The 25,196-nt window shown below is 47.0% G+C and carries 24 protein-coding genes and 1 other annotated feature; of the genes, 11 read left to right on the top strand and 13 right to left on the bottom strand.

The window, feature by feature from the left end:
* Positions 1-79 precede the first annotated feature (79 nt).
* A complete protein-coding gene (locus V1498_RS01130) occupies positions 80-1,480 on the bottom strand; it encodes a PLP-dependent aminotransferase family protein (RefSeq protein WP_409296518.1) in 1,401 nt (466 codons plus the stop codon).
* A gap of 126 nt (positions 1,481-1,606) precedes the next feature.
* Between V1498_RS01130 and pdxS the strand changes: the two genes are divergently transcribed.
* From pdxS to V1498_RS01105, 5 genes are all read left to right on the top strand, one after another.
* Positions 1,607-2,491 carry a pyridoxal 5'-phosphate synthase lyase subunit PdxS gene (gene pdxS, locus V1498_RS01125; protein WP_409296517.1) on the top strand — a complete coding sequence of 295 codons (885 nt, stop codon included), beginning with the start codon at positions 1,607-1,609 and terminating at the stop codon, positions 2,489-2,491.
* 835 nt (positions 2,492-3,326) lie between these two features.
* Positions 3,327-3,920 (top strand): pyridoxal 5'-phosphate synthase glutaminase subunit PdxT, encoded by a 594-nt coding sequence (pdxT, locus tag V1498_RS01120; protein ID WP_409296516.1) that lies wholly within the window; start codon positions 3,327-3,329, stop codon positions 3,918-3,920.
* 15 nt (positions 3,921-3,935) lie between these two features.
* Positions 3,936-4,388 carry a GNAT family N-acetyltransferase gene (locus tag V1498_RS01115; protein ID WP_409296515.1) on the top strand — a complete coding sequence of 151 codons (453 nt, stop codon included), beginning with the start codon at positions 3,936-3,938 and terminating at the stop codon, positions 4,386-4,388.
* A gap of 144 nt (positions 4,389-4,532) precedes the next feature.
* On the top strand, positions 4,533-5,372 hold the full coding sequence (locus tag V1498_RS01110) for a transporter substrate-binding domain-containing protein (RefSeq protein ID WP_409296514.1): 840 nt from the start codon (positions 4,533-4,535) through the stop codon (positions 5,370-5,372).
* Between the two features lie 21 nt (positions 5,373-5,393).
* Positions 5,394-6,080 carry an amino acid ABC transporter permease gene (locus tag V1498_RS01105; RefSeq protein WP_409299080.1) on the top strand — a complete coding sequence of 229 codons (687 nt, stop codon included), beginning with the start codon at positions 5,394-5,396 and terminating at the stop codon, positions 6,078-6,080.
* A gap of 57 nt (positions 6,081-6,137) precedes the next feature.
* Here V1498_RS01105 and V1498_RS01100 read toward each other — a convergent pair whose 3' ends face one another.
* Positions 6,138-6,989 (bottom strand): aminoglycoside phosphotransferase family protein, encoded by an 852-nt coding sequence (locus tag V1498_RS01100; protein WP_409296513.1) that lies wholly within the window; start codon positions 6,987-6,989, stop codon positions 6,138-6,140.
* Between the two features lie 194 nt (positions 6,990-7,183).
* Between V1498_RS01100 and V1498_RS01095 the strand changes: the two genes are divergently transcribed.
* A complete protein-coding gene (locus tag V1498_RS01095) occupies positions 7,184-7,732 on the top strand; it encodes a cupin domain-containing protein (protein ID WP_409296512.1) in 549 nt (182 codons plus the stop codon).
* A 47-nt stretch (positions 7,733-7,779) separates the two neighbouring features.
* Here V1498_RS01095 and proS read toward each other — a convergent pair whose 3' ends face one another.
* Positions 7,780-9,210, bottom strand: coding sequence for a proline--tRNA ligase (gene proS / locus V1498_RS01090; RefSeq protein ID WP_409296511.1), 1,431 nt, complete (start codon positions 9,208-9,210; stop codon positions 7,780-7,782).
* Positions 9,211-9,285: 75 nt separating this feature from the next.
* Positions 9,286-9,490, bottom strand: a binding site (T-box leader).
* Between the two features lie 151 nt (positions 9,491-9,641).
* Between proS and V1498_RS01085 the strand changes: the two genes are divergently transcribed.
* On the top strand, positions 9,642-11,606 hold the full coding sequence (locus tag V1498_RS01085; RefSeq protein ID WP_409296510.1) for an alkaline phosphatase family protein: 1,965 nt from the start codon (positions 9,642-9,644) through the stop codon (positions 11,604-11,606).
* 102 nt (positions 11,607-11,708) lie between these two features.
* Positions 11,709-12,776, top strand: a complete 1,068-nt coding sequence (locus tag V1498_RS01080) for a YsnF/AvaK domain-containing protein (protein ID WP_409296509.1) — start codon at positions 11,709-11,711, stop codon at positions 12,774-12,776.
* 177 nt (positions 12,777-12,953) lie between these two features.
* Here V1498_RS01080 and pstA read toward each other — a convergent pair whose 3' ends face one another.
* From pstA to fni, 4 genes are all read right to left on the bottom strand, one after another.
* The gene (gene pstA / locus V1498_RS01075) at positions 12,954-13,886 is read right to left on the bottom strand and encodes a phosphate ABC transporter permease PstA (protein ID WP_409296508.1); all 933 of its coding nucleotides are present in this window, start codon (positions 13,884-13,886) and stop codon (positions 12,954-12,956) included.
* Positions 13,883-14,773 carry a phosphate ABC transporter permease subunit PstC gene (pstC, locus tag V1498_RS01070; RefSeq protein ID WP_409296507.1) on the bottom strand — a complete coding sequence of 297 codons (891 nt, stop codon included), beginning with the start codon at positions 14,771-14,773 and terminating at the stop codon, positions 13,883-13,885. The genes pstA and pstC overlap by 4 nt, the downstream gene beginning before the upstream one ends.
* An 83-nt stretch (positions 14,774-14,856) precedes the next feature.
* Positions 14,857-15,741 carry a phosphate ABC transporter substrate-binding protein PstS family protein gene (locus V1498_RS01065; protein ID WP_409296506.1) on the bottom strand — a complete coding sequence of 295 codons (885 nt, stop codon included), beginning with the start codon at positions 15,739-15,741 and terminating at the stop codon, positions 14,857-14,859.
* Positions 15,742-16,072: 331 nt separating this feature from the next.
* Positions 16,073-17,116: a type 2 isopentenyl-diphosphate Delta-isomerase gene (gene fni / locus V1498_RS01060; RefSeq protein ID WP_409296505.1), complete on the bottom strand. Its 1,044-nt coding sequence runs from the start codon at positions 17,114-17,116 to the stop codon at positions 16,073-16,075.
* Between the two features lie 310 nt (positions 17,117-17,426).
* Between fni and V1498_RS01055 the strand changes: the two genes are divergently transcribed.
* Positions 17,427-18,272, top strand: coding sequence for a DUF1028 domain-containing protein (locus V1498_RS01055; RefSeq protein ID WP_409296504.1), 846 nt, complete (start codon positions 17,427-17,429; stop codon positions 18,270-18,272).
* 331 nt (positions 18,273-18,603) lie between these two features.
* The gene (locus V1498_RS01050; protein WP_409291034.1) at positions 18,604-18,816 is read left to right on the top strand and encodes a small, acid-soluble spore protein, alpha/beta type; all 213 of its coding nucleotides are present in this window, start codon (positions 18,604-18,606) and stop codon (positions 18,814-18,816) included.
* Between the two features lie 71 nt (positions 18,817-18,887).
* Here V1498_RS01050 and V1498_RS01045 read toward each other — a convergent pair whose 3' ends face one another.
* The gene (locus V1498_RS01045) at positions 18,888-19,682 is read right to left on the bottom strand and encodes an STAS domain-containing protein (protein WP_409296503.1); all 795 of its coding nucleotides are present in this window, start codon (positions 19,680-19,682) and stop codon (positions 18,888-18,890) included.
* A 213-nt stretch (positions 19,683-19,895) separates the two neighbouring features.
* Here V1498_RS01045 and V1498_RS01040 point away from each other — a divergent pair, with 213 nt between their 5' ends.
* Complete coding sequence (locus V1498_RS01040; RefSeq protein ID WP_409296502.1) at positions 19,896-20,219, top strand: ArsR/SmtB family transcription factor; 324 nt, start codon at positions 19,896-19,898, stop codon at positions 20,217-20,219.
* A gap of 47 nt (positions 20,220-20,266) precedes the next feature.
* On the opposite strand, the gene V1498_RS01035 is transcribed toward V1498_RS01040, so the two are convergent.
* The 5 genes from V1498_RS01035 to V1498_RS01015 all read right to left on the bottom strand — a co-directional run bounded on the left by V1498_RS01035 (position 20,267) and on the right by V1498_RS01015 (position 25,025).
* Entirely contained in the window at positions 20,267-21,181 is a 915-nt protein-coding gene (locus V1498_RS01035) for a cation diffusion facilitator family transporter (protein WP_409296501.1), read from the bottom strand.
* 239 nt (positions 21,182-21,420) lie between these two features.
* Positions 21,421-21,942 carry a GNAT family N-acetyltransferase gene (locus tag V1498_RS01030; protein ID WP_409296500.1) on the bottom strand — a complete coding sequence of 174 codons (522 nt, stop codon included), beginning with the start codon at positions 21,940-21,942 and terminating at the stop codon, positions 21,421-21,423.
* A 105-nt stretch (positions 21,943-22,047) separates the two neighbouring features.
* Positions 22,048-22,842, bottom strand: coding sequence for a GNAT family N-acetyltransferase (locus V1498_RS01025; RefSeq protein WP_409296499.1), 795 nt, complete (start codon positions 22,840-22,842; stop codon positions 22,048-22,050).
* A gap of 69 nt (positions 22,843-22,911) precedes the next feature.
* Positions 22,912-24,129 (bottom strand): UTP--glucose-1-phosphate uridylyltransferase, encoded by a 1,218-nt coding sequence (locus V1498_RS01020; RefSeq protein ID WP_409296498.1) that lies wholly within the window; start codon positions 24,127-24,129, stop codon positions 22,912-22,914.
* 104 nt (positions 24,130-24,233) lie between these two features.
* Positions 24,234-25,025 carry a nucleotidyltransferase domain-containing protein gene (locus V1498_RS01015; protein WP_409296497.1) on the bottom strand — a complete coding sequence of 264 codons (792 nt, stop codon included), beginning with the start codon at positions 25,023-25,025 and terminating at the stop codon, positions 24,234-24,236.
* Positions 25,026-25,196 lie beyond the last annotated feature (171 nt).

Below are 25,196 nucleotides of genomic sequence, written 5' to 3'. Positions count from 1 at the left end.
CAATGTAAACAGATGAAATAAAGCGGCCATTTTTTACTTTTCCGGCATTTTAAGGAATTTGGCGCCAATACCAGCGTGTTCATTTCAGACCCCAGGCTTCAAGCAGCAGCCCTATACCTTTCTCAAGCTCTTCCTCCGGTATCCCTGCAAACCCCAATACGATGGAAGGTGCGCCCGTTTCCCTATGGAGGAGAGTATATTTAGAAAGGCCATAAATCCGGATGTCCTGATCCGCCGCCCGGCTGATCAGTTCTTTCTCGGTCATCCCGGCCCTGACGCGGAGGATTACATGAAGCCCGGCACTGTCCCCAATGATTTCTATAATATTTTCATAGGGCCGCAGCAGCTCTGTCAGCGTCTCCAATTTTCTCCGGTAAATTTTACGCATCCGGTTCAAATGCCGTTCAAAGTCCCCTTCCTTCATGAACCTGGCAAGTATATGCTGATCGAAGCGCGGAACGCTTGAACTGTAGAAGGAAAATTCGCGCTCATACTTTTTCAAAAGTTCAGGCGGCAGCACCATATATCCAATCCGGATGGAGGGCATGAGTGACTTGGAAAAGGTGCTTAAATAGATGACTTTCTCTCCCTTATCCATGCTTTGGAGCGATGGAATCGATTTTCCGCTGTATCTGAACTCACTGTCATAATCATCTTCTATAATATAGCGGCCCGGGGCTTTATGTGCCCAATTTAGCAGCTGTGTCCTCCTATTGATCGAAAGGACGCTTCCATAAGGAAATTGATGAGAGGGAGTGACATAAACCGCGTCCACTTCGATATCTTTGATCGGTTCCACATTGATGCCCTCTTCATCTACCTCCACCGGGATGATTTTTTTATCGCGGCTGGAAAGAATATGGCCGGTAAGCTGATACCCGGGATCCTCAATGGCATAGACACTCGCGTCCTCAAGCAGGTGCACAAGCTGAGGCAGAAGATATTCGGTCCCTGAGCCGATAATGATTTGATCCGGTGAACATACCGCTCCCCTTGAATGGTAGAGATATAGGGCAATTTCTTTCCGCAGCGCAAGCTCCCCTTTATAATCCCCGAGCGAGAGCAGTTCCTGATTTTCTTCACAGAAAATATCCTTGGTATACTTCCTCCAGCGGGCGAAAGGAAAAGGCGCCGTATCAATGCGGCTCGGGTGGAAATGAAAAAGAGGCTCAACCGCCGCTTTATTTTCCGGCTGGCTGCCGGGACTTCCCTTGCTGACAAAAGCCAGGTCTTCATAGGCCAGTACATAATACCCTTTGCGCGGAATGGATTCGATATATCCTTCTGCCACAAGCTGTTCATAGGCTGTTTCTATCGTATTCTGGCTGATTTGCAGGAATTCGGCGAGCTTCCTCTTGGACGGCATTTTCGCCTGAAAAACAAGGCGGCCCTCAATGATTTCTTGTTTTATATATTCATACAGCTGTTCATACAGAGATCTTTTATCTCCGCGGTCCAGCTGGAATGACAGCATATCCATGTACATCCCCCTCTGTTGCCTTCTTTATCTGACATCATTATTTTATATAAAACTGACTCTTTTAATCAAGTCAACTTCTTCATATACTTACAATAATTAATTTTCAAACAATTCAGGAGGGTTACTATGTCTCAACTACTTACTGGTACCGACCGTGTCAAAAGAGGAATGGCTCACATGCAAAAAGGCGGAGTCATCATGGATGTTATCAATGCCGAACAGGCAAAAATTGCCGAAGCTTCCGGAGCTGTGGCTGTCATGGCCCTGGAGCGGGTGCCTTCAGATATCAGGGCTGCCGGCGGTGTAGCAAGAATGGCTGATCCGCGTATCGTCGAAGAAGTCATGAACGCAGTCACCATCCCTGTAATGGCAAAGGCCCGCATCGGCCATATCGTTGAAGCACGCGTCCTTGAAGCAATGGGTGTGGATTACCTGGATGAAAGCGAAGTGCTGACTCCAGCCGATGAAGAATTCCATCTGCAGAAAAATACATTCACCGTTCCCTTTGTCTGCGGCTGCCGCGACCTGGGTGAAGCCGCCAGAAGAATTGGCGAAGGTGCCTCCATGCTCCGCACCAAAGGAGAACCGGGAACAGGAAACATCGTTGAGGCCGTCCGGCACATGCGGACCGTCAACGCCCAAATTCGAAAAATCACCCACATGAGCGAAGATGAACTCATGACCGAAGCAAAAAACCTTGGTGCTCCTTTTCACATCCTGCTTGAAATCAGGCGCGAAGGCCGCCTCCCGGTCGTCAACTTCGCCGCCGGCGGCATCGCCACACCGGCTGACGCCGCCCTCATGATGGAACTCGGCGCAGACGGCGTATTCGTAGGATCCGGCATCTTCAAATCAGACAACCCAGAAAAATTTGCCCGCGCCATCGTCCAGGCAACCACACACTACCAGGACTACAAACTCATAGCCGAACTATCCAAACAACTCGGCACCGCCATGAAAGGAATCGAAATCTCAAAACTAACTGCTGAGGAAAGAATGCAAGGACGATGAATAGCGGAAAGCGGTGCCTTCCAAACCTTCATAAATGGAAAGGGCCATGACAATCTAAACTCCGGTACCAAATAGTTTTAGCAGGAAAGGCAGAGATCCGAACAGCATAAGGCGAGGCGGGGGTGGAAAGCGCCTTTCTTTCCATTCCCGGCTTGACTTATGACTCGAGGATCTCAGCTTGGAGCTGGATCAAAGAAAAGCGGAGGACGGTGCTTTTCAAATAAATCGGTTAATAACCACCATGATAACTGGCCCTCTCCAAAAAATAGAATGACTTGAAAAGCAGAGACCTGACAGGCGTAAGAGGAGCGGCAGCAAAAGGCCGGTTTTGCCTTTTGATGGCGATCTGCTTACGACCGAAGGTCTCAATCCGGAGCTGGATCAAAGAAAAGCGGAGGACGGTGCTTTTCAAATAAATCATTTATTAAGCACCCTGATAACAAGCCCTCTCCAAAAAATAGAATGACTTGAAAAGCAGAGACCTGACAGGCGTCAGCTGATCGCAAGTAATTCTGCCGTTTCCGCAAGTAAATAGGGCAATTTTGCAAGTGAATTTGAATATTCACAAGTAAATCTCAAGATTCGCAAGTAAACTGGCAGAATCCGCAAGTAAAATCCTTGTGGGTGGCTTTTGCGTTAAAAATGAGGCCGTAATATAGGCAACCTGCTCTCTTTTCAGGCGAATGAGGCACATTTTAATCAAAAAATGATCTGAATGTTTAAAAATCAGTTGGATAAAGCCAGCGAATACAGGCAGAACACCAGAACCACAGGTAACACCGCCAGCCAGCCAGGCAGGCACGGTAGTTTTTTCAATCAGAAAGGAAGATGCACAATGGCAAGAATAGGGGTCCTTGGTTTACAGGGGGCTGTGGAGGAGCATGTCCGGAGCATCGCTGCGGCCGGCCATGAGGGGGTCGTAGTAAAGCTGCCGCATCAGCTTGCAGATGTGGATGGCTTGATTATCCCGGGAGGTGAAAGTACCGCAATCAGGAAGCTGATGAATCAGTTTGGTTTCATTGAGGAAATTCAATCTTTTTCAGCGCATCGGAAGCCGATTTTTGGCACGTGTGCCGGAATGGTGCTCCTGGCAGGAAAGCTGGCCGGTGCGGACGATGTCCATTTGGGCTTGATGGATATCACGGTGGAGCGTAATGCATTCGGCCGCCAGAAGGACAGTTTTGAGGTGGAGCTTGAGATAGAGGGGCTTCTGCATCCTTTTCCGGCTGTATTCATTCGTGCTCCATATGTAGTAGAAAGCGGGAGTCAAACAGAGGTGCTGGCTGTTCATGATGGCCGTACTGTGATGGCGAGGCAGGGGCATCTGCTCGCCTGCTCGTTCCATCCGGAATTGACGGATGATAATGGAGTTCTGCTGCTGTTCCTTGAGATGGTGGAGCAATCCCTGCAGGCGGCCCTAACGGAATAATAGAGGGGTGGATGTATGAAAATAATTCAAGCGACAATAGAAGATTTAATTCCTGTTTCCCGGCTATTTGATTTGTACCGCATATTCTATCAGCAGCCAGAAGATCAAGAAGGAGCTCTATGCTTCCTTAAAGAGAGGTTCATTAACCAGGACTCTGTTATATTTACCGCTGTTTCGGAAGAAGGGAACTACGTGGGATTCACCCAGCTGTATCCTCTCTTCTCTTCTGTTTCCATGAAGAAATCTTATCTGCTCAACGACTTATTCGTGCATCCCAATGCACGCGGCAGGGGTGTTGGCGGGCTTCTGCTTGCTGCAGCAAGGGACTATGCCATCAAGACCGGGGCGAAGGGGCTTTCCCTGCAGACAGCCCGCGGCAATACAGCCGCCCAAGCGCTCTATGAAAAAAACGGTTATGACCGGGAAACCCAGTTTATCCAATACAATCTGCTTACCCCCGGGAATTAAGCGGGGAAGGATCACCTGCAATCGTGCAGGTGATTTTTTTAGGCCTTCACTTCGTACCAGAGCTGCGGAGCGCAGTTAACTACTTGCGCCTCCTTTATCCTGATGCTATCTTTTAAAGGATTGACAGATTAAAGGAGGATACATATGTTGAAAAAATCGGCTCTATTGGTGCTCACACTATCTGTTTCCCTCGTGCTTGCCGCTTGTGGGAATGGCGGGAATAAAGATACAGAAAAAACTTCGGCCTGGGATAAGATCAAGAAGGAAGGAAAGCTGACCGTGGCTACTTCCGGGACACTCTTTCCCACTTCCTATCATGATGACAAATCAAAAGAGCTTACAGGCTTTGAGGTGGAGCTTGTCCGCGAATTAGCTAAGCGCCTTGATTTGAAGGCTGAGTTCACCGAAATGGCATTTGATGGAATGCTCGCTTCGGTCAACAGCGGCAAGGCAGATCTTGCCGCCAACGATATTTCCATCACGGATGACCGAAAAGAGAAGTTCGCTTTCTCCACTCCTTATAAATATTCCTATGGAACGGCAATGGTCCGCAAAGATGACCTTTCCGGCATTAAGACACTTGATGACCTGAAGGGCAAAAAAGCGGCCGGTGAGGCCACGACAGTTTTCATGGATATTGCCCGGAAACACGGGGCCAAGGAAGTGATTTATGACAACGCCTCAAGCGACCAGTACTTGAAGGACCTGGATGCAGGACGCACAGATGTGATTTTGAATGACTATTATCTTCAGCGTCTGGCTGTAGGCTACTACAAGGATTTGAATATCACGATTCATCCGGACATTCAATATTATCCAAATAACCAGGCCATCATCATGAAAAAAGGGAACACTGAACTTCAGAAAAAACTAAACAGTGCATTGAAGGAAATGAAGGAAGACGGCACACTTCAGAAATTGTCCAAACAGTTCTATGAAGGCGCCGATGTTTCAAAAAAGCCTGACGTGACATTCCAGGACTAAAGCAAATGAAAGGGGGACGGCATCATGGATCGAATACAGTGGGAGTATCTCTTCAATCCTAAGCTTGCGGCCGAGTCGATCCCCTATATCCTTGAAGGAATCGGCTATACCCTTCTCATCTCATTCGTCAGCATGGGAGCCGGACTTGTTCTCGGCCTATTTCTGGCACTAGCCCGGACGTCGCCCTCAGTCCTTTTAAGATGGCCTGCCCGCGCCTACATCTCCTTTATGAGGGGAGTTCCTATCCTGGTCATCCTTTTCCTGCTTTATTTCGGATTTCCCGTGATTGGGATAGAATTCAGTGCCGTAACCGCAGCCATCGTCGGCTTTACCCTGAACAGCGCGGCTTATATGGCTGAAATAAACCGGTCTGCAATCACCTCTCTTGATAAGGGACAGTGGGAAGCCGCTTCATCGCTCGGACTCTCCTACTGGCAGACACTCCGTGGCATCATCCTGCCCCAGGCTGTCAGGGTCTCTGTTCCGCCCCTTGCCAATGTACTGCTTGATTTGATTAAAGCCTCTTCGCTCGCTGCCATGATTACCGTGCCGGAGATGTTCCAAAAAGCCAAGATTGTCGGCGGCAGGGAATTTGATTATATGACCATGTATATTGTGGTCGCCCTCCTATATTGGGTGATCTGCACACTTGTATCATTCGGGCAGGAGTATCTTGAGAAAAGGTACAGCCATTATACAAGCACATAAGCATGAAGCTGCCATAAAGCAAAACCCGCCATAGCTGGCGGGTTTTTTTGATTTTTCTTAGCCCGGATTGCTCCCATCATTCACCATGCTCTCCCAATAGCGCCAGGCTTTAAGGTATTCCTCAAAATCCTCTGGATGATGTTTGTTGGATGCCGCCATTCTAAGGTATAACCCAATGAGCACCTCTTCATATAGTGAGGACTCCCCCTTTATGGCCAGCTGGTCTGCCGCAAGATCTATCGTTTCTTTTGTCAATTCATCCGGCGACGAGCAAAAGGCATAGATCAGGTCATAGCTGGGCGGTCCAAAAACAGGCGCAGGGTCGATCACTCCGCACATACGCCCTTCCTTAAAAATAAAATTATGTACCCCGCAATCTCCGTGGAGCAAAAATGGTTCGCCCTCCATCCTGATTTTTTGGACGAGGTTCCTGACAAGAGGAAAGACATCCTGATTTACTCTGGAATGAAGGACAGAATTTGCCTCAATGATTCTATCCATTAAAAAGCTCTGCCAGGACTCAGCCGGCTCATCTGCCCACCCCCAGCACCTGACTTTAGCAGGCTTGTAATGATTCAATAGTTTACGTGCCAGCACCCGGAGCCATTCTTTCTTACTGCTCCCGGCGTGTTCCACAGATCCATCCAGGAAAGAATAAACGAAATACCTATAGGAAGTTTCCGTGTAAATAAGCTCTGGTAAAAAATGAGTTTCCTTGTATGAATGGAGGAAATGGGCTTCCGATTTTACAATCTCCGGTTCATTTGTCTTCACCACATACTTCGCATCATTTATATTCAAAAGGTACAGTTCACTCACAGTGCCGCCGCTCAGTTGTTCAAAGCAGGCCGGCTCTGAGTGAATGATCCCCTTATGTATCAGCTGTTTTATAATCTGCTGGATTTCCATCCTTCTTCCCCACTCTCCATTCTTTTTGTATCGGCAGCATCCGACTATAAAGAATTCTGCCTTAAGGTTCGCGAATCTTTTCCCCTCATGAAGAAATCCAGGAACCACGCCCTTTTACAGCGTTTAATCAAACGTTTGTTTAAATTTCCCCCGAATCGGGAATTCGTCTACAAAAAGAGAATTGAGGGATATTTATGGAACGCCTTGAAGTACAATCGTTCTATTTTAAAGATGATGGAACCATTCCCAATAATGAGCTCCTGCCCGTTATCCTATATTCAGGTGCCTGCTCAGGAAGGGAAGATGAAATAGAGAAGACTTTCAATAAAAATAACTGGCTGAACAGCTGGAGGGGCGGCATTTTTGATTATCACCATTATCACAGCAATTCGCATGAAGTGCTCGGGGTCATAAAGGGAACTGCCACCCTGAAGCTAGGCGGTGAAGAGGGCAAAGAACTGGACGTGAAAGAAGGCGATATTCTCGTGCTCCCTGCCGGCACCGGCCATAAAAGAATCGAGGCAAGCGCGGACTTTGAAGTAGCTGGCGCCTATCCCGATGGTATGCCTTATAATACGAATACCGGAAAAGAGGGTGAAAGGAACGCTGCCCTTGAGGATATCAAGCAGGTACCGCTGCCTGATAAGGACCCGGTCTACGGAGTGGATGGACCCCTTCTTGAAAATTGGGCAGATAAAATTCAGGATCACAAAGAAGATACCATAGATATTAAGATCCGCTGATATAAGAGAAAGAAGCTGCCGGAGTTAGAACCGGCAGCTTCTTTGTTTTAGTAAGCCCTGGCCCAATAGACCAGCTTCTCTGCAGGTTTCCCGCAGCATACACATGTTTCCGCAATCTTCTCCTGCTCAAAAGGCATGCATCTTGATGTAGCCCCTGTTTCTTCCTTTATCCTGTCCTCGCATTCCCTGTCACCACACCACATGGCTTTGACGAATCCGGCTTTTTCCTCAATGATCTGCTGGAGCTCTCCGAATGTCACAGCGGCTGAGGTCTTTTGTTCCCTATGCTCGAGAGCCCTCTTGTACAAGTTTTCCTGGATATCTGTCAACAGCTCATGAATCCTGCTTTTCACTTCAGCCTCAGGAACGATGACCTTCTCTCCGGTGTCGCGCCTTGCCAGCACCACCTGTCCCTTTTCTATATCCTTCGGGCCAACCTCAAGGCGAAGGGGAACTCCTTTCATTTCATACTCATTGAACTTCCAGCCCGGCTTTTTATCACTGGCATCTATATCCGCACGTACAGAGGCACCGAGCTGCTTTTTCAGCTCATAGGCATAGTCGAGCACGCCTTCCTTATGCTGAGCGACAGGCACAATAATCACCTGGACCGGCGCGGCATTCGGCGGAATCACAAGCCCCCTGTCATCTCCATGGACCATAATCATGGCACCGATGATGCGGGTTGTGAAACCCCAGGATGTCTGATGGACATATTGCTGTATTCCATTTTTATTTAAAAACTGAATTCCAAACGCTTTTGCGAATCCATCTCCCAAATGGTGAGAGGTGCCTGACTGCAGGGCTTTGCCATCATGCATCAAGCTTTCAATGGTGTAGGTCATCTTGGCTCCGGCGAATTTCTCTTTATCCGTCTTCTGTCCTTTCACAACTGGAATCGCCAGCACTTTTTCGCATACCTCTGCATAGACATTCAGCATTTTTACTGTTTCGTCGAGCGCTTCTTGGTCGGATGCGTGACAGGTGTGGCCCTCCTGCCAGAGGAATTCAAGGGTCCTTAGGAAAGGCCGGGTGGTTTTTTCCCAGCGCACAACATTGGACCATTGATTATAGAGCTTAGGCAAATCGCGGTAAGAGTGGATGATGTTTTTATAGTGCTCGGCAAACAGCACTTCTGATGTGGGACGTACACACAGGCGCTCAGCCAGTTTTTCTTCTCCGCCATGTGTGACCCAGGCAACCTCAGGAGCAAATCCTTCGATATGGTCTTTTTCCTTTTGAAGGAGGCTCTCAGGAATAAACAGCGGCATATATACATTTTCATGGCCTGTTTCCTTGAAACGCAGATCCAGCTCGCGCTTAATATTTTCCCATAGTTCATATCCGTACGGCCGGATGATCATGGATCCCCGCACGCTTGAATAATCAATCAAATCCGCCTTGGTCACTACATCGGTATACCACTGGGCGAAGTCCTCATCCATCGAAGTAATTTCCTTTACGAACTCTTTTGCCATTTTCCTAAACCCCATTTCCTGATAATAGAAAATTCATCCGCGATTGGCGCGGGAAAACAAAAAAGCCCCCTTCAAAAAAGGGACCAGGAAACTTGGCGGTACCACCCTTCTTTAAAGCAGCGCTTTACACTCTTCCATGATAACGGATGGCTCCGCATATATCTTTTGGATAAAGAACTCAGAGGCAGGTTCAACGGAGTGTCTATAGGAACCTTTCAGCAGCGGCCCCCTCTCTGAGATAGACAATTGTTCGTTTACTGATCCTCATCAACGTTTTTAGTATTTTATGAAATTATAGTGATAAAGTCCACATAATGTCAAATTGTTTTTTATATAAAGTTAAAATGCCCCAATTTACAGCCTGTCCGTTTTAAAGCCTGCAAAATCAGGTAAAAAATAGAGACACCCTAGATTTGGAGGAAGACAAAAAAATGATCAAATTTATAGCATATCTAGCCGTGGCAGCTTTTGTCTTGGCGCTTCAGCAGCCTGTTCAGGCAGAAAAGCAAAACACAGATACAAAAGTATTCTTGATCTCATTCGATGGAATGAAAAATGATACCACCAGGAAATATCTTAAAGAAAATGAGCTCCCCCATCTTCAAAAGCTGGTCAAAAAGGGCTTGATGGCAGAAAGACCCTCCACTATATCACCTTCTCTCACAGCCCCATCCCACGCTGCCATTGCAACCGGGGCCGGACCCAGTCAGACAGGGATCGTCAGCAATCAATGGCATGATTCAAGAAAGGACTATCACAACAAGGATGATGCTTTTCAATCAAAAATCGAGGCGTCCCCGATTTGGAGCGAAGCCAGAAAAAGCGGGAAGACGACAGCCACGATTGCCTTTCCAGGGGCAAATCCCCAAAAAGGAAAACAAGGGGATTTTTCTGTCTTCTACGGCAAAACATGGTCAGCTTCCGCAAAGGAGCATTTAAGTTTTAAGTATGCCCGGGGATGGAGAGGCTTGCCAGACAGCTTCAGCCCTCCAAAGGAATCAATCCTGCCCATCCAACTAAAAAACGAAAAAAATCATCTGCTCCATATCCTTGCTGTCGATACTTCGGATGATCGAAAACAAAACTATGATTCATTCTATATATCTGAAGATAAGGAAATCGACAAGAATGACTCAAAGGCAAAGGGACAGCAATGGGGCTCACTGCTTCTGGATCTGGACATAGAAGAAGGAGCCGGGTTTTCTTATAAAATCCGGGCTGAGAACAACAGCCTGAACTCCCCTGCTGCCTTCTACCGCACTGCGGTGACGTCTGGAACCATTAAAGGTCCCGAAGGTTTTCCTGAAGAAATAAAGAAGCGATTCAAGTTCTTTCCGGCACAGGATGATAACCATGCCCTTGAAAAAGGATGGATAACCCGCAGAGAATATGAGGAAATCAGCTCCCGGTTTGTGATGTGGGTGACGGATGTCTCCTTGTTTATCAAAGAAAAGTATAATCCCGATTTGGTCATGATGTATGCGCCGCAGATTGACCATGAACAGCATAAATACCTGCTGACTGATCCAAGGCAGCCAGGGTACAGCAAAGAGAAGAAAAAGCAGTTTGCCGGCTATATCAAATGGTCTTATCAGCTCGCTGACCGAGTTGCCGGCAAAACGATGGAGGTGCTGAATAAACATGACCAGCTGCTGGTTGTTTCAGACCATGGCATGGAACCTGCCCATACTACCCTGCTGCCAAATAAGGTACTGAAGGATGCGGGTCTCCTTACTGTAAATGAAGATGGCGAAATTGATTTCAGCAAGACAAAAGCTTACGCCATCCCCAGCAGTTCTATAGCACATGTGTATATTAATGCTGCACCTAAAGAAAAAGGAGGAACTGTTCCAGAGGAGGATTATGAGGAAGTCAGGGAGAAAATAATCCGGATCTTCAAGGATGCCAAGGTGAAAAGGAATAAAAAAGGTGCTGTTGTATCTTATGAGCTGTCGGAAATGGCAAGTGTAATTAAAAATGAGGGATTCTCCTTCTCTGTAATCAAAGAACGAACAGGAGCAGCCTGGAATCATGTGTTCGGCGGCAATGTACACCCATATGAACAGGCGGTCAAAACAGAACAGGGCCCTGTGCAGGCAGGGAACCATTCTGGGGATATCATATTATTCGGGGCACCAGGGTATATAATGGGCAGCAGCATGACCAGAGAGTCACTGCCTGCCACCCAGCTTGGCACCCATGGCGGGAATCCTCACCGGGAAGAACTCCGCCCGGTCTTCATTGCATACGGCAGTCAATTTGATGGGGATACCAAAATCAAGAATATGTCCACGCTTGATATTGCGCCGACGATTTATAATCTGCTTGGTGTTAAAAAACCATTATTTATTACTGGTAAACCCCTTGACAAAACAAATACAATTGTATCCAGATGAAAAATTTTAGTTTATACCCCTTGCCTCCGGGTAAAAAAGACCTGTAGCAAAAAATAAAAAAACTCATCTAAAAATTTTCAGATGGTGAAGGAGGAAACATCAATGGCAAAGCAAGTTGTTGGAGTATTTGATTCACAGCATGAGGCAGTTGAGGCAATCAGAGGTCTAACTTCACAAGGATATGATAACGATCAGATCACGGTCATCACCAATAGAAGAGATAATGATATGCTTGAAAACCGCACAGGCACAACAGTGGATAGCGGCACTGGAGCCGGCACCGGCACAGATCATAATGGTGATTCCTTTTGGGACAAGGTGAAGGATTATTTCACAATGGATGACGATACAACCGGCCGCAGCCGTCTTTCAAGCCTTGGACTTTCTGAATCTGACGAGTCTAGATATGCGTCTCAATTAGATGATGGTAAATATATTGTAGCAGTGGACGGCAGCGGCAGCAGTGCTGCAGCAGGAACTGCCTATGACAGCGGTACGGATGCAACATTGACCGGTACTCCAGGCGTTTCAGGTACCGATTTAAACAGCGGAACAGGCGTATACAATGACGGAACAGGCACTGCCTATGAGTATGATAATGATAGAGATTCAACTCTGACCGGAACTCCGGGCGCCGGCCTTGACCGGGGAGCAGACACCTTCAGTTCCACAGGAGGCTTTGACTCCACTGCGGGTACAAGGGATACAAACACAACAGCAGGGGCTAACTATGTCCGTGATAACGAAACCGATGAAGAGCGTACATTAAGGCTGCGTGAAGAGCGCCTTAATGTAGATAAAAGAGAAGTCAAGACTGGCGAAGTGGAAGTCAACAAAGAAGTGTACGAAGAGCGTGCTGATGTGGATGTTCCTGTAAAGCATGAGGAAGTGTATGTGGAGAGGCGTTCGGTGAATGAAGCTGCTGATGCAGCAGACTTCGACACGGCTGCTGAGAACGAAACAATCAGGGTTCCAATCGTAGAGGAGCAGATTGAAGTTACGAAAAAACCGGTAGTAACCGATGAAATCGTAATCGGCAAAAAGAAAGTCGAAGAGACAGAGCATGTATCTGAAACGGTCCGCAAAGAAGATGCTACCCTTGACACTAAAGGCGACACAACTGTGGATGGCGACAGTACCCTGGGCAGCAAGCGTAACGATAAATTCTAATCGCACTACAAATAAAGTCAGGCAGATTGCCTGACTTTTTTTTGTAGAAAAAGGGCGGAGCTCCATGTATCAGGAGGCTTCCAGCAAGAGGGTGTGAACACAACCTATCTTTCTGGCTTCCTGTGGTGCCTTACTCGGCTCCCTGCACGGGTTGCGAGCAGCAAACTCAAGTTTGTTTTATGCGCTCTTGCGAAGTGCATTTCCTATTGATTTTTTCTTCTTGGCAGATCCTCTATAATGTCTGTCCAGCATTTTCGCAAGCAGCCTAGCCAGGATATTGAACACAAGAACCATGACAATCAGGATGGCTGCCGACTTGGTGGCTATAGCCCCTGCATCCGGGACGATTCCTTCCGAGTTCAGTTTCCATATATGGACGGCAAGCGTTTCAGCCGGCCTGAACACATTGAAGGGATTGACCGGACTTGATAAATCTGCGGCTGTATTCAGCATCGGTGTTGTAAGTCCGGCAGTATAAATGAGCGCTGCCGCTTCACCGAATACCCGGCCAGCTGACAGGATGACGCCTGTAATGATTTCCTGCATTGCAGTCGGCAGCGACACCTTCACCAGTGTCTGCCACTTGGTGGCTCCCATGCCATAGCTTGCTTCCTTCACATTCTGCGGTACTGAGGCGATTGCTGATTCACATACGCGGGTTAAGCCCGGCAGATTCAGGATGGTTAAGACAAGGGCACCACCGATGAGTGTGTAACCCCAATGGGCCAATGTAACGAATATCAATAAACCAAACAATCCTACTACGATAGAAGGCAGAGATGCCATAGTTTCAATACAGAGTCTTACAAAATTCAGGAAACGTCCCTGCTTGGCATACTCAGCGAGGTAGATTCCCGCCCCGAGCCCAAGCGGTACGGAAATTAACAGAGCAAGAACCAATAAATAAAAGGAGTTGAAAAGCTGCGGGCCTATTCCCCCGCCAGCCATGGTATTGCTCGGACGTCCAAAAAGAAAGGCGGGATCCCAGAATCCCCAGCCGTTCGTAATGATCTTGAATACGAGAAAAATAAGCAATGCAATAACAGAAAAGGCTACGGCATAAAAAATGCCTGTCCATATATTGTTTACTGTCCGTGCAGAACTTTTCATGCTGCATTACCCCCTTTTTTGCCGATCAGCCTGATAAGCAGAATGAACATGAATGAAATGAGCAGCAGAATCATGGCAAGGGTCCATAATGCGTTATTCCACGCAGTCCCATTCAGGGTATTGGACATATCCATGGACAGAATGCCTGTAAGGGTCGAGGTCGGGCTGTACAGGCTGTCTGGCAGCCTCACTGTATTCCCGATGACCATCTGCACTGCGAGCGCTTCGCCAAATGCCCTGGCAAGACCTAATACCACCCCGGTCATAATCCCTTTCTTCGCAGCCGGCACTACAACGCGGCTCACTGCCTGCCAGCGGGTGGAGCCTAGTCCGTATGAAGCCTCCAGATAAGCTGGTGATACGCCTCTGATCGCATCATCTGCAATGCTTGCAATCGTCGGCAGGATCATGATGCTGAGAACGATGATTCCTGCAATCAAGCTGAATCCCACGCCTCCAAAATTCTCACGGAGCAGGGGCACAAGTATGGTGACACCCAGGAAACCATAAACAACAGAAGGAATGCCGACCAATAGCTCCAGGACAGGCTTCAGAAATCTGGCACCGAATTTTGGTGCAACATGATTATTGAATATAGCGATGGCAATTCCGATCGGAGCTGCGATCAATACAGCACCAATCGAGACAGCCGTGGATCCGGCAATGAATACCAGGGCTCCATAAGACTTGTTACCGGGGCTCCATGTGCTGGAGCCAAGAATTTCACCAAGGGTGATTTTGCTGTCAAAAAAGGATTGGATTCCCTTCTGGCAAATGAAAATGATAATTGCCAGTGTCGTTATTACGATTAAAAATCCGCAGATTGTTACCAGTGTTCTGCCGATATATTCATTTTTTACATAGTTAATGGATTGTTTCCCCTTCATCCTTAACACCGCCCTGCCATTTATAGTCTGTCACACTGAAGAAGGCTGGCTCATCCAGGCCAGCCTTGCATTCAGTTGGTTGTTTACTTCAATTCGCTCATTGGGATATAACCCATTTCTTCTACTTTATCAGCGAACTCATCACCAGATACATAATCAATGTATCCTTTGACTGCTTCTTTTGGCTGTCCTTTTGTAATCATATATTCGTATGACCAGAATGGATATTTTTTGCTGGCTACATTTTCAATGGAAGCCTCTACATCATTAATTTTTAAGGTTTTCATGCTTTCTTTTTTATCTCCAACAAAGTAGCTCATTGCCAGGTAGCTGACTGCACCCGGTGTAGAGTTTACTGACTGTTCAACCGCACCGCTTGAATCCTGGGCAGTACCGATACCGTCGTTGACTTTAACGCCGTTCATCAGAGTCTTTTCAAACGTTGCACGTGTACCAGATGAAGCCGGACGGTTGATTACGTTAATTTTTTCATCGTTGCCGCCAACTTCTTTCCAGTTCTTATACTTGCCTGAGAAGATGCCTTGAATCTGTTCTTCAGTTAATGAATCGACTTGTACATCTTTGTTTACTACAAGTGAAAATGCAATTCCGGCTACTTTTGTATCTACAAGCTTGTCTGCTTGGGCTTTATCTTCAATTTTTTCAGCTGAAGGAACATCAGAGTTACCGATATCAACAGCGCCTGCAGCTACCTGATTAACACCAGTTCCGCTTCCGCCGCCTTGAACGGTAACTGAAAGGTTAGGATATTTGCCAGTAATTTCATTGGCTGCTTCTTCTGCCAGCGGCTGAAGTGCTGTTGATCCCGCTGCAGTCAAGGTTCCAGATAATTCTTCTGCTTTTGCACCATTTTTATCTGATGATTTTTCTTCAGAATTTCCGCATCCTGCAAGGGCGCCAGCCATTACCAATGCTGCCATCGTTACTTTAAATCCTTTTACCTTCATTTCTTTTTCCCCCTAATTTATATATGAGTTTAAAATCCAGGTCTTTGTACTCTGTGCTTTCTTAGTACATTTTCATTATAGGGAGCGAATGTTGTCTCCATATGAAGGCAGTTTTAATAATTTGTAAATTCACCCCGGGTTCATTTTTTCAGTCAAAACACTGTTAAAACCCAGCAGCCAAGCCTAATCCGGGCAGCCCCCTCTCTATCAGCTATTTACATCCATGAAAAAAAAGCTGTCTTGTTAACAATTCCTTAACAATTCTATTCGCAATATTTCCCGAGAAATAGCCAAAAAGATACAAAAAAGCCCTATACCATGTATAGGACTGTTAAAAAGTCTGTCTTTTTCTGATATGCTGCGTCTTCTTCAGCTCTTCTATTGATGAAGCACCGATCCCGAACATAGCAATCTTCAGCTCCAGCTCAATCTGCTTAAACAAGTAGTCAAGTGCCTCTATCCCGTCACATGCCGGCTTAAGGACCGCACGGCCAATTCCTGCAAGATCGGCGCCCAGGGCAAGCGATTTGGCTCCTTCCACTCCATTTCGAATACCGCCGCTTGAGATCAGGGTTCCTGAATATCCAGCTTCCCTGGCTTCACGGATACATTGGGCAGCCGGGATACCCCAGCCGGCAAATGCCTCCGCCGCTGCCCGCTTTATAGGATCGGACGACCGGAACTTTTCAACCTGGCTCCATGAAGTTCCTCCAGCTCCCGCTGTATCAATGAAGGCTGCACCAGCATCTCCAAGCTTTTTGGCAAGACTTCCGTTAATGCCCCAGCCGACCTCCTTGACCCCCACGGGAACTTCCATACGATGGCATAGTTCTTCTATTTTATAAAACAAACCGCTGAAATTTGTATCTCCTTCATTCTGGAACACCTCCTGCAGGCTGTTCAAATGCAGAACGAGAGCATCGGCTTCGGTAAGCTCTACAATACGGCGGCATTCATCGGCTCCATATCCATAATTGAGCTGTACCGCCCCCAGATTCGCAAATAAAGGAATGCTTGGTGCATACTGACGGATCTTGAATGTATGTGCCTGGCCCGGGCTTTCCAGTGCGGCCCTTGTTGAGCCGAGCCCCATCGCCCAGCCCCTCTCCTCGGCAGCTATCGCAAGGTTTCTGTTTATTTCGAGCGCCTCGTCTGTACCCCCGGTCATGGAACTTATAAGGAAAGGAACAGAAATCTTTCTTCCCAGGAACTCAGTTGATGTATCAACACGGTCATAATCAAGCTCCGGCAGGGCCTGATGGACGAATGTATAGTGCTCAAAGCCTGACGTTATGTTTGTCCCTGCCACATCCTCCTCCAGGCTGATCCGGATATGCTCGGTCTTTCTGCTGCTGATGGATGAATCTTCAGGCATTGCATTTACCCCTTCCCGTGTTGTTCCTGTGGTCCTTCATATTGGATATTTTTTAAAGGGTGTTTCACCTAAAATAGTTTAATGGGACTCGGGACGTTAAAACGCGCCGATCTTTTACCACTTTCCGCCTTATTAGGTTACCCCATAGGATTCGTATAGTCTAGCTGGTTTCACGTGAAACACCTGTTATGTTCCTTACCTTATTTATTTCTCCTGTCCTCAGAAAGAAACCAAAATGTACCTTCCCCTTTTTTCCATATGCTACACTGAAATCAGAAGTTCAAAACTAGATGCCAGGAGGAGAAGATACGTGACATTTTCAATTGTTGGATATGATCCGGCTGAGAAAGAGTGGGGCATTGCAGTGCAGTCGAAATTTTTAGGAGTAGGAGCGGTTGTTCCATGGGCAAAGGCCGGGGTCGGAGCCGTTGCGACTCAATCATATGCGAATACTTCTTTTGGGCCGGAGGGCCTGGCGGCTATGGAGCAGGGGAAAAATGCCGAGGAGACGCTGCGTGACCTTCTAGAAGGCGATCCTGACAAAGAAATGCGCCAGGTGGGCTTGATTGATAAGGATGGCCGCCCGGCTACCTTTACAGGAAGCGATTGCTACGATTGGGCCGGAGGTATAACAGGCCCTCATTTTGCAGCACAGGGGAATATCCTTGTGGATGAAAATACGGTCCAGGCCATGGCGGACACCTTCACCAGCACGGAAGGGACGCTTGCCGAACGCCTGCTTACGGCACTTGATGCCGGGCAGAAAGCCGGCGGTGACAGCCGGGGGCAGCAGTCTGCGGCGATTCTGGTTGTCAAGGACCAGGGAGGTTATGGAGGATTTAATGACCGGTTCATCGACCTGAGGGTAGAGGACCATTCCAAGCCGATCACAGAGCTGATTCGCATTTATCACCTTCATCAGCTTTATTTTGCCCATTCGAAGGAAGAGAATATTAGAGCTATCGAAGGAAATATCAAATCCGATCTTGCCGGACAGCTTGTCCGACACGGATATCTGGATGACCGCAATGCGGATGAGACTGTCCTTTATAAAGCATTGACCGATTTTCTGCATACAGAAAATTTTGAAGGAAGGGAACAGCCTCAGGGCCGGATTGACCTTGAAGTCTTAACCTTTATGAAAAACATGAAATAAACAAAACCTCCGCTGCCAGATGGCTGTGGAGGTTTTTTCGGTGAAAAAGGGGGAGCTGCATGTATCATAAGGCTCCCTGCAGCCAGGTGTGACCATCATTTATCGGGCTTACATTCCTGCCTGCGCCTTACTCCGCTCCACCGCCTTAATACGTTTGTTCCTGCTCTACTCCAGGTTCCTTTCCATGCATGGGCTGCGGGTAAAAAGCTCATGTTTGTTTTCTATCCTATATAATCTGTCCCTTTCATTTTCTTGTTAGATATTACCTAATCAATAGAATGCATGAACTTTTTATTTGGAGGCAGATTATCTATTAAGGAGGTGAAAACACATGTCATCAAGAAGTGGTTCTAACCGTCAAAAACTAGTACCTGGTGCTCAACAAGCTATCGACCAAATGAAGTACGAAATCGCTCAAGAGTTTGGTGTACAACTTGGAGCAGAAACAGTTTCTCGTGCAAACGGATCTGTTGGTGGTGAAATTACTAAGCGTCTAGTAGCAACAGCTCAATCTCAATTAGCAGGTCAAGCTGGTCAATTCTAATAATTGAATAACTGGATCTCGAGGAAGGCTGCCCCTTTGGACAGCCTTCCTTCCTTGTGCTGATCCACGTCTTACTCAAGCACCTCAAGCACCTGCTGCACGTTGCTGTAAGCACGGATGTCAGCAAGATTGATCCCCAGCTGGACAGCCGTCTGGGCAAGCGCAGGACGGATCCCGGTAATCACCGGATCAATTCCGAGAAGCTTCAATATATCCTGTATCTGAAAGAAGTGCTGGGCAACAAATGTATCGAACACATGAATTCCCGAAAAATCTATGATCAGCAGGCTGATATCCATACCGGCTATCTTTGGGATGACCTGATTTGTAATATAAGATGCCCTGCTTTCACTAAAATCACCGATCAGAGGCAGGACAGCCACCCCCTTTTTTATGGGAACAACAGGAGCCGCAAGCTCCAGCATTTCTTTCTCAATCGCTTCAACTGATTCATTTGCTGTCCGGATGATACTGCGGATGGCACTGTCGAATATCTCTGTTATCTTATCATTCACAGCAAAAATATCATCAGGGGTGAGTGACTCTGAAGCGCATCTCTTCCTGATATCATTCAGAAATTCCATTCGGAAAAAGCAAATCACAGCTACAAGATCCGTCTGCTTGGTGCCCTGTTTTTTCAAAGTGCCGAGGCTTTTATTTAATGTCTCCTCTCCCTCATCCTCGCCTCCTTTTTCCATAAAGGTGATCGAAACAAGGTTGATCAAGGAAGAAAGAAGCTTTCGGAAATAATCGCGATTCCCCGATATGCTGCCTATAGTGGATAATTCCTTTTCAAGCAGTTCTTCAATGATTTTATCTTTATCCTCTTCCAGATAGCTGCCTATATTCTTAAGTGCATGCTTCATCACAATCTCTCCTTGTTGTTATGCGCTGCTGCATACAATCTGCTATTTAACTGACTATAGTCAAATATACCCGCGTTCTTTTATGGTAAAACTCAGCCGTGCCCCTTACATTAATCAAAGAATTGATGAAATGATGTTCAGGCTGCTCCCATTGTATAAAAGCGGAGATTTTCTTATAATAGTCTTACCAAGAAAATAAAGGAGTGCACCCGGATGAAAGAGGAAGATGCAGCATCACTGCCTGCCGCCGATTTAGACGACGAAACACTCTTTATCGTTTCGCAGACATTTAAGGCTTTGTCGGACCCCACGCGCCTCAGGATCCTGAACCTGCTGTTCAAGGGAGAGCATTCCGTCAATGAGATTGCCGAAAAACTATCCCTTCTTCAAACCACTGTATCCCATCAGCTGCGATTCCTGAAGAATGTACGGCTGGTCAAATTTAGAAGAGAAGGAACCACCCTTTATTATTCCCATGATGACGATCATGTCATAGACGTCTTAAAACAAACGGTCGACCATGCCAGACATGTATAATGAAAAAAGGCTGTCCTTTAGCATTCACCTAAAAGGACAGCTTTTCTTTAATTGCAGCAGTTTTCAGCGGAACAGCCGCTTTCTTCCATATCAAATTGAATGGTAACATGATGAAGTTCAAACGAATCATGGAGCTGTTTCTTCACTCTTTCCAGCAGCAGGGGATAATCGATTCCTGCATCCACTGTAAGATGGCAGCTTAAGGCTGGAAAGTCGGAAGTGATGGACCATACATGCAGATCGTGGACATCTTTTACTTCCTGGATGGAAAGCAGGGATTCCTTCACCTTTTCCACATCAATATTGGACGGCGCTCCCTCCATCAGTACATGAAAGGATTCCTTGGTCACCCTCCAGCCGCTGATGATAATCAGAACCCCGACGATGATGCTTGCAATCGGATCTGCAAGATTCCAGCCAAAGAACATGATGGCGAGCGCTGCCACGATTGCCCCGAAAGAGCCGAGCATATCACCAAGCACGTGCAGGAATGCACTTCGTACATTCAGGTTTTCCTTATCCCCTTTCATCAGGATGAAGGCAGCCAATATATTCACCACAAGGCCGATTATAGAGATGATCAGCATGCCCGAGCTTGTCACGGACGGCGGCTCCATAATCCTGTGGACAGCTTCCCAGAAAATGTACAAAGATATAACGATTAGCGTGAGCCCATTCAAAAAGGCGGCTAAAATTTCAAAACGCTTGTAGCCATAAGTCTTGGCAAGAGATGCTCCTTTTTCACCGAATTTTAAGGCAAAGAAACTCAACCCGAGCGCTGCCGCATCACTGAGCATATGCCCGGCGTCCGACAGCAGGGCCAGGCTGTTTGTCAGTATGCCCCCTATTACCTCGACAATCATGAAAGACGCAATCATGAAAAACGACAGCTTTAATGCTTTTTTATTAGCGGTTGAATGATGAGAGTGGCCGTGATGGCCGTGGCTATGAGAATGTCCCATTGCTATTCCCCCCTCTTTTCATATATGAATATATGTTCATATATATTATGAACCTTCTGGAATATGATTTCAAGAGTGTTTATTTTCTGCTTACCGCGGTAATTTATGTTAGAGAATTAAAATAAGCTCGGATGGGGTTTATACCTGTTACCCCGTAACAGGCAAGCGGAAAACATGTTTCTTCAAGACAAAAAAAGAATCCGAAGAATGGATTCTCCTTTATCCTATATAAAAAGCAGTCATGTGACCGCATCCGAGTCCTTCTGCCAGCTGTAGTGAATGAAACCTGCCATTTCGCCGTTCATCCACACTGCTTCCTTTTCCATATATTCACGGATAAACTGATTCTTTTCCAATACTTTTTGGGAGGCAGGATTGTTGGTTAACACTTTAGCCCTCAATTGCCTGATACCGAGCTCCCCCGCTTTCCGCTTTAACAAAGCGAGCGCACTGCCTGCTGCACCCTTCCCTGTATGGGAAATGCCCACTCTGTAGCCGACATGCCCTGTCCCATCTTCAATATCGACTATGTTGATTCTTCCTGCCAGTTGACCGGCATCGTTTCTGATTAAATAAAAATACGACTTTCCTTCTGCTTGTTCCTTCAAGAGAGAATCATGGATCCTCAGGAAATTCTCCCACTCATAATAATCATCACCACGGCCTGGCACACTCTTTTCAAAGAAGTTCCTGTTCTCCTGCTCAAAAGAAAATAAGTGTTCTGCGGCTGCACGGTCCAGCAGCTGTAGATCGAATGTCATCCCTTGTCTCCCCCGGCTCTTATAGTAAAAGAAAGTATATATACCTGCTTCATGATCTTATTAATCAATCGTTTGATTAAATGAAGGCTGCCGATGGGTGAATCATCATACATTCTCCCGTATGTCCGTAATGCTCCTTCCGCCAAGATAAGCATGTCCCGTCGTCAGGTTTTCTACAGTTTTAAACCCATACTTCCTGTAAACCTTCCCTATTTTCTCGTTGATTGGGAATACCCACAGGTTTCGGAGATTCCTTTTGAGGGTTTCAGCCTGAATGTGACGGATCACATATCCAATCAGCCCTCTCCCCCGATATTCCTCGAGAGTCGCCACACTTTCCATGCGGGCATTCTTTCCGCTCAAAAATAAACAGGCCGTTGCACATGCCTTCCCTTTATTGCGGAGCAGATAGTGAACGAAATGCGGTGAGTGGAATTCCTGCTCGAATGCTTTTTCCCTTACAGTCCTGCCTCCGAATTCATGGATACTGCACTCGATTTCGAGCGCTTCCTCATAGTTATCCCGGGTAACTTCTTCAATGGATATCTCCCCGCTCAAAGCTCCAGCATCCGTCAGCCCGCCTGTCCAAACCTGGACAGGGCTTGCCAGCTCTTCAAAGCCAAAGCCTTCCGCCCTCAATTGAGCGATGAATTCCTGCTGAAGCTCCAGATTATACAGGTAAAAGCGTGGAATGATGCCCCTGCTCCTGTAAAATTCCTTCACCTCTTCAATCACTGCCTGCCCATCCTGCACCGGACCGCTGATATGTGCATGATTGGCATCATAATACTGCGGCTGCTCTTCATTGCAGAATAGAGATCCCCACTCCCTGTCTGTACGGGTAGAAAAAGCTTCGAGATAAGATAAATCCATTTCAACTACCTCTTTTAACGAATCCATAGTGCGCCCCCTGTTTAAGGCTGCCACCGCGGCAGCCCTTTTACTTTTTATATAGGTACTGGCCTTCGCTTACTTTTCCTGTGCCATGACCATCTTCCTTGCGCTTTCCGGGCTGTCTTCACCACTGCGGTTCTTAACGGGTGCAAACTCTTTTTCCCGTGGAACCTGTAAAACGGAAATGCCATCAGCCTCTGGAAAAAGGTCAAAATAAAATTGTTCCAGCTTATATCCATTCGGCTGATCCGGTTTCATTTCAATTCCATTTTCGTCGATGCCCGGTATTGCTTTATGCGCGAAATGGTAAGGAAGGGATTTATCAGACATATCCTTGAGATATGCAAGCTTAAATAGATGGATGCTGATATGCGCATTGGTCATGTGAGGGTGTTCGCGCTCTTCCTGGGTCATTTCAGAATACTCGATCACGGAAGGCTTACCGTCCATCAGGCAGAACACACCTACTTTTTCATCCGGACTCCTTTTGGCTGTCGATTTCGTTGCGATGGAAGTATTCTTCTCCTCAGCAAATCCAATGAACAGCGGATCTGCGATCTGGATGATGGCATTATCCACATTATAAAGAAATACCCACTTCACGCCCCTGTTCTCCATATCTGCCAGTGCACCGCTTGACTTCAGTGCTGAAAAGACTCCGCCATTCCCGTTGGGTGACAGAGAAAGCTGTGACTTGCTCTTCAGCATTATCTTTCCACCCGGAGTGAGAGTCGGCGCGGTAGGCTGGATAAAGAACGTGACAAGAGAAGGATCGTACCCAAAATAATCATGGCTCTCAAAGAAGTCCCTCGTCTCCCTATCATTGATGGGACTTGTCATGATATACCACGGAAGGAGGGTGCCTGTCCTCTCCTGCAGCTTCAAAAGCCTCCCCGCCTGGATTTCAAACAGCGATTCATGTCCGGGCAGACCTATATCAAAGGTACCCTTTGGCCCATTATGGCCAAGCCTTGTACCTTGTCCCCCCGCGAGCAGAACGACAGCCGCTCGTCCCCCGGCTATTAAATCCAGCCCTTTCTGTTCATACCTTCTTTTTTGGTCTTCTTCCATTTCCTCCAGAATATCGTATGGCACTGGTTCAATATGTGCCTGGGCAGGAGGGTCCGGGTTCAAAAGCTTCTGTGCGGCCGAGTTGATTTCATCCAGATTAATATTCTCAATCTCATCGAGGAGGGATTCCTGCTCTCCCGGCGTCAGCTCATCAAAGAATTGAAGCAGATGAGCCTGTCCTGCCTGTGATAATTCTTCCCTGATTCTATTGTATCGGTCCATATATTGATTTCTCCTTTTTGTTTCTGCAGTATGTTTTAGACTTCTCCTATCCATACCCATCCTGCATGCATTAGAAGCTGCCTCAACAACCCCAATTTCCGCTTTTAACGACTCTTCCATGCCTCATCAAGCGTGTCCCTGAATAAAGCGTCCAATTCATAAGTGAAATCGGTTATATCAAACCGAATGCTATTTGCATATTCACGCAGACGCTGAAGTTCACCCGCTAAAAAGTCGTGTATGACGGGTATCTTCAATTCCATATCCAGTTCATCGCCCTCCATCTTCCTCTTCAACAAGATGCTGATTTCATCCTTCAGCTCTCCATCGGGTAGCAGCTCTTCCAGCAGAACAGGGAATGCAAGTGGCGGAAATTCATTGAACTTTTCAATCCACAGAGCAGCCAGGATCGGCCTCAGAACATAGAAATATTTCTTGATCTTGACGCGTTCGCCCTGCAGGTACTCCCGGAAGTTCCCATCCGCCATATTTAAATAATGATGGATGCCGGAAACGGGAGAAAAGAACCTGCTGCTCAGCTCCTTCATCTGACGCGCTGCCGAGAATGCCTCATAATAAACAATTCCCGACCGGAGCCATTCCATAAGGGGCTGATTGGATTTCCTGAAAAGCCTCAGCGCCTTCGTCAGCTCCCAGCCCGTGATGTCCAGCATATCATCGATTGGAAGCTCAATCACATCCCGCTTCTTCCCGATCCCGATTGGATCTATCGTTAAATAATCGATCTCCTTATGTACATAAATAAACCGGACATCATAATCACTGTCCTTTGACGGAAACTGCCAGGCCCGGCTGCCTGATTCACAGGCATACAGAATCTTCACCTGGTAATCTTCCTCTATCTGCTTCAGCGATTCTTTTATTTTATCATCCATGGGCAGCCTCCTTCTAAATATTTCACACCCTAAGGACAGACAGTTCTTTTTACAAGTTTATCATAAAGAATGCAGGGGCATATTGCTCCTGCTGCCTTCTGCGCACCCGGATGTTCCTCAACGGCAAGTAAATTAACTATTTCCGCAAGTAAAGAAGGAGTCTCCGCAAGT

Origin of the sequence: Paraperibacillus marinus, assembly GCF_046237605.1 — a bacterium.
GTDB lineage: Bacteria > Bacillota > Bacilli > Bacillales > DSM-1321 > Paraperibacillus > Paraperibacillus marinus.
The sequence above is the reverse complement of the archived record's forward strand: the minus strand, read 5'-3'. Positions and strand labels throughout refer to the sequence as shown.

Excerpts from the sequence above, each read along its gene's own strand:
- V1498_RS01130 (WP_409296518.1), bottom strand. The coding sequence starts at position 1,480 with ATGGATATGCTGTCATTCCAGCTGGACCGCGGAGATAAAAGATCTCTG.
- pdxS (WP_409296517.1), top strand. The coding sequence starts at position 1,607 with ATGTCTCAACTACTTACTGGTACCGACCGTGTCAAAAGAGGAATGGCT.
- pdxT (WP_409296516.1), top strand. The coding sequence starts at position 3,327 with ATGGCAAGAATAGGGGTCCTTGGTTTACAGGGGGCTGTGGAGGAGCAT.
- V1498_RS01115 (WP_409296515.1), top strand. The coding sequence starts at position 3,936 with ATGAAAATAATTCAAGCGACAATAGAAGATTTAATTCCTGTTTCCCGG.
- V1498_RS01110 (WP_409296514.1), top strand. The coding sequence starts at position 4,533 with ATGTTGAAAAAATCGGCTCTATTGGTGCTCACACTATCTGTTTCCCTC.
- V1498_RS01100 (WP_409296513.1), bottom strand. The coding sequence starts at position 6,989 with ATGGAAATCCAGCAGATTATAAAACAGCTGATACATAAGGGGATCATT.
- V1498_RS01095 (WP_409296512.1), top strand. The coding sequence starts at position 7,184 with ATGGAACGCCTTGAAGTACAATCGTTCTATTTTAAAGATGATGGAACC.
- proS (WP_409296511.1), bottom strand. The coding sequence starts at position 9,210 with ATGGCAAAAGAGTTCGTAAAGGAAATTACTTCGATGGATGAGGACTTC.
- V1498_RS01085 (WP_409296510.1), top strand. The coding sequence starts at position 9,642 with ATGATCAAATTTATAGCATATCTAGCCGTGGCAGCTTTTGTCTTGGCG.
- V1498_RS01080 (WP_409296509.1), top strand. The coding sequence starts at position 11,709 with ATGGCAAAGCAAGTTGTTGGAGTATTTGATTCACAGCATGAGGCAGTT.
- pstA (WP_409296508.1), bottom strand. The coding sequence starts at position 13,886 with ATGAAAAGTTCTGCACGGACAGTAAACAATATATGGACAGGCATTTTT.
- pstC (WP_409296507.1), bottom strand. The coding sequence starts at position 14,773 with ATGAAGGGGAAACAATCCATTAACTATGTAAAAAATGAATATATCGGC.
- V1498_RS01065 (WP_409296506.1), bottom strand. The coding sequence starts at position 15,741 with ATGAAGGTAAAAGGATTTAAAGTAACGATGGCAGCATTGGTAATGGCT.
- fni (WP_409296505.1), bottom strand. The coding sequence starts at position 17,116 with ATGCCTGAAGATTCATCCATCAGCAGCAGAAAGACCGAGCATATCCGG.
- V1498_RS01050 (WP_409291034.1), top strand. The coding sequence starts at position 18,604 with ATGTCATCAAGAAGTGGTTCTAACCGTCAAAAACTAGTACCTGGTGCT.
- V1498_RS01045 (WP_409296503.1), bottom strand. The coding sequence starts at position 19,682 with ATGAAGCATGCACTTAAGAATATAGGCAGCTATCTGGAAGAGGATAAA.
- V1498_RS01040 (WP_409296502.1), top strand. The coding sequence starts at position 19,896 with ATGAAAGAGGAAGATGCAGCATCACTGCCTGCCGCCGATTTAGACGAC.
- V1498_RS01035 (WP_409296501.1), bottom strand. The coding sequence starts at position 21,181 with ATGGGACATTCTCATAGCCACGGCCATCACGGCCACTCTCATCATTCA.
- V1498_RS01030 (WP_409296500.1), bottom strand. The coding sequence starts at position 21,942 with ATGACATTCGATCTACAGCTGCTGGACCGTGCAGCCGCAGAACACTTA.
- V1498_RS01025 (WP_409296499.1), bottom strand. The coding sequence starts at position 22,842 with ATGGATTCGTTAAAAGAGGTAGTTGAAATGGATTTATCTTATCTCGAA.
- V1498_RS01020 (WP_409296498.1), bottom strand. The coding sequence starts at position 24,129 with ATGGACCGATACAATAGAATCAGGGAAGAATTATCACAGGCAGGACAG.
- V1498_RS01015 (WP_409296497.1), bottom strand. The coding sequence starts at position 25,025 with ATGGATGATAAAATAAAAGAATCGCTGAAGCAGATAGAGGAAGATTAC.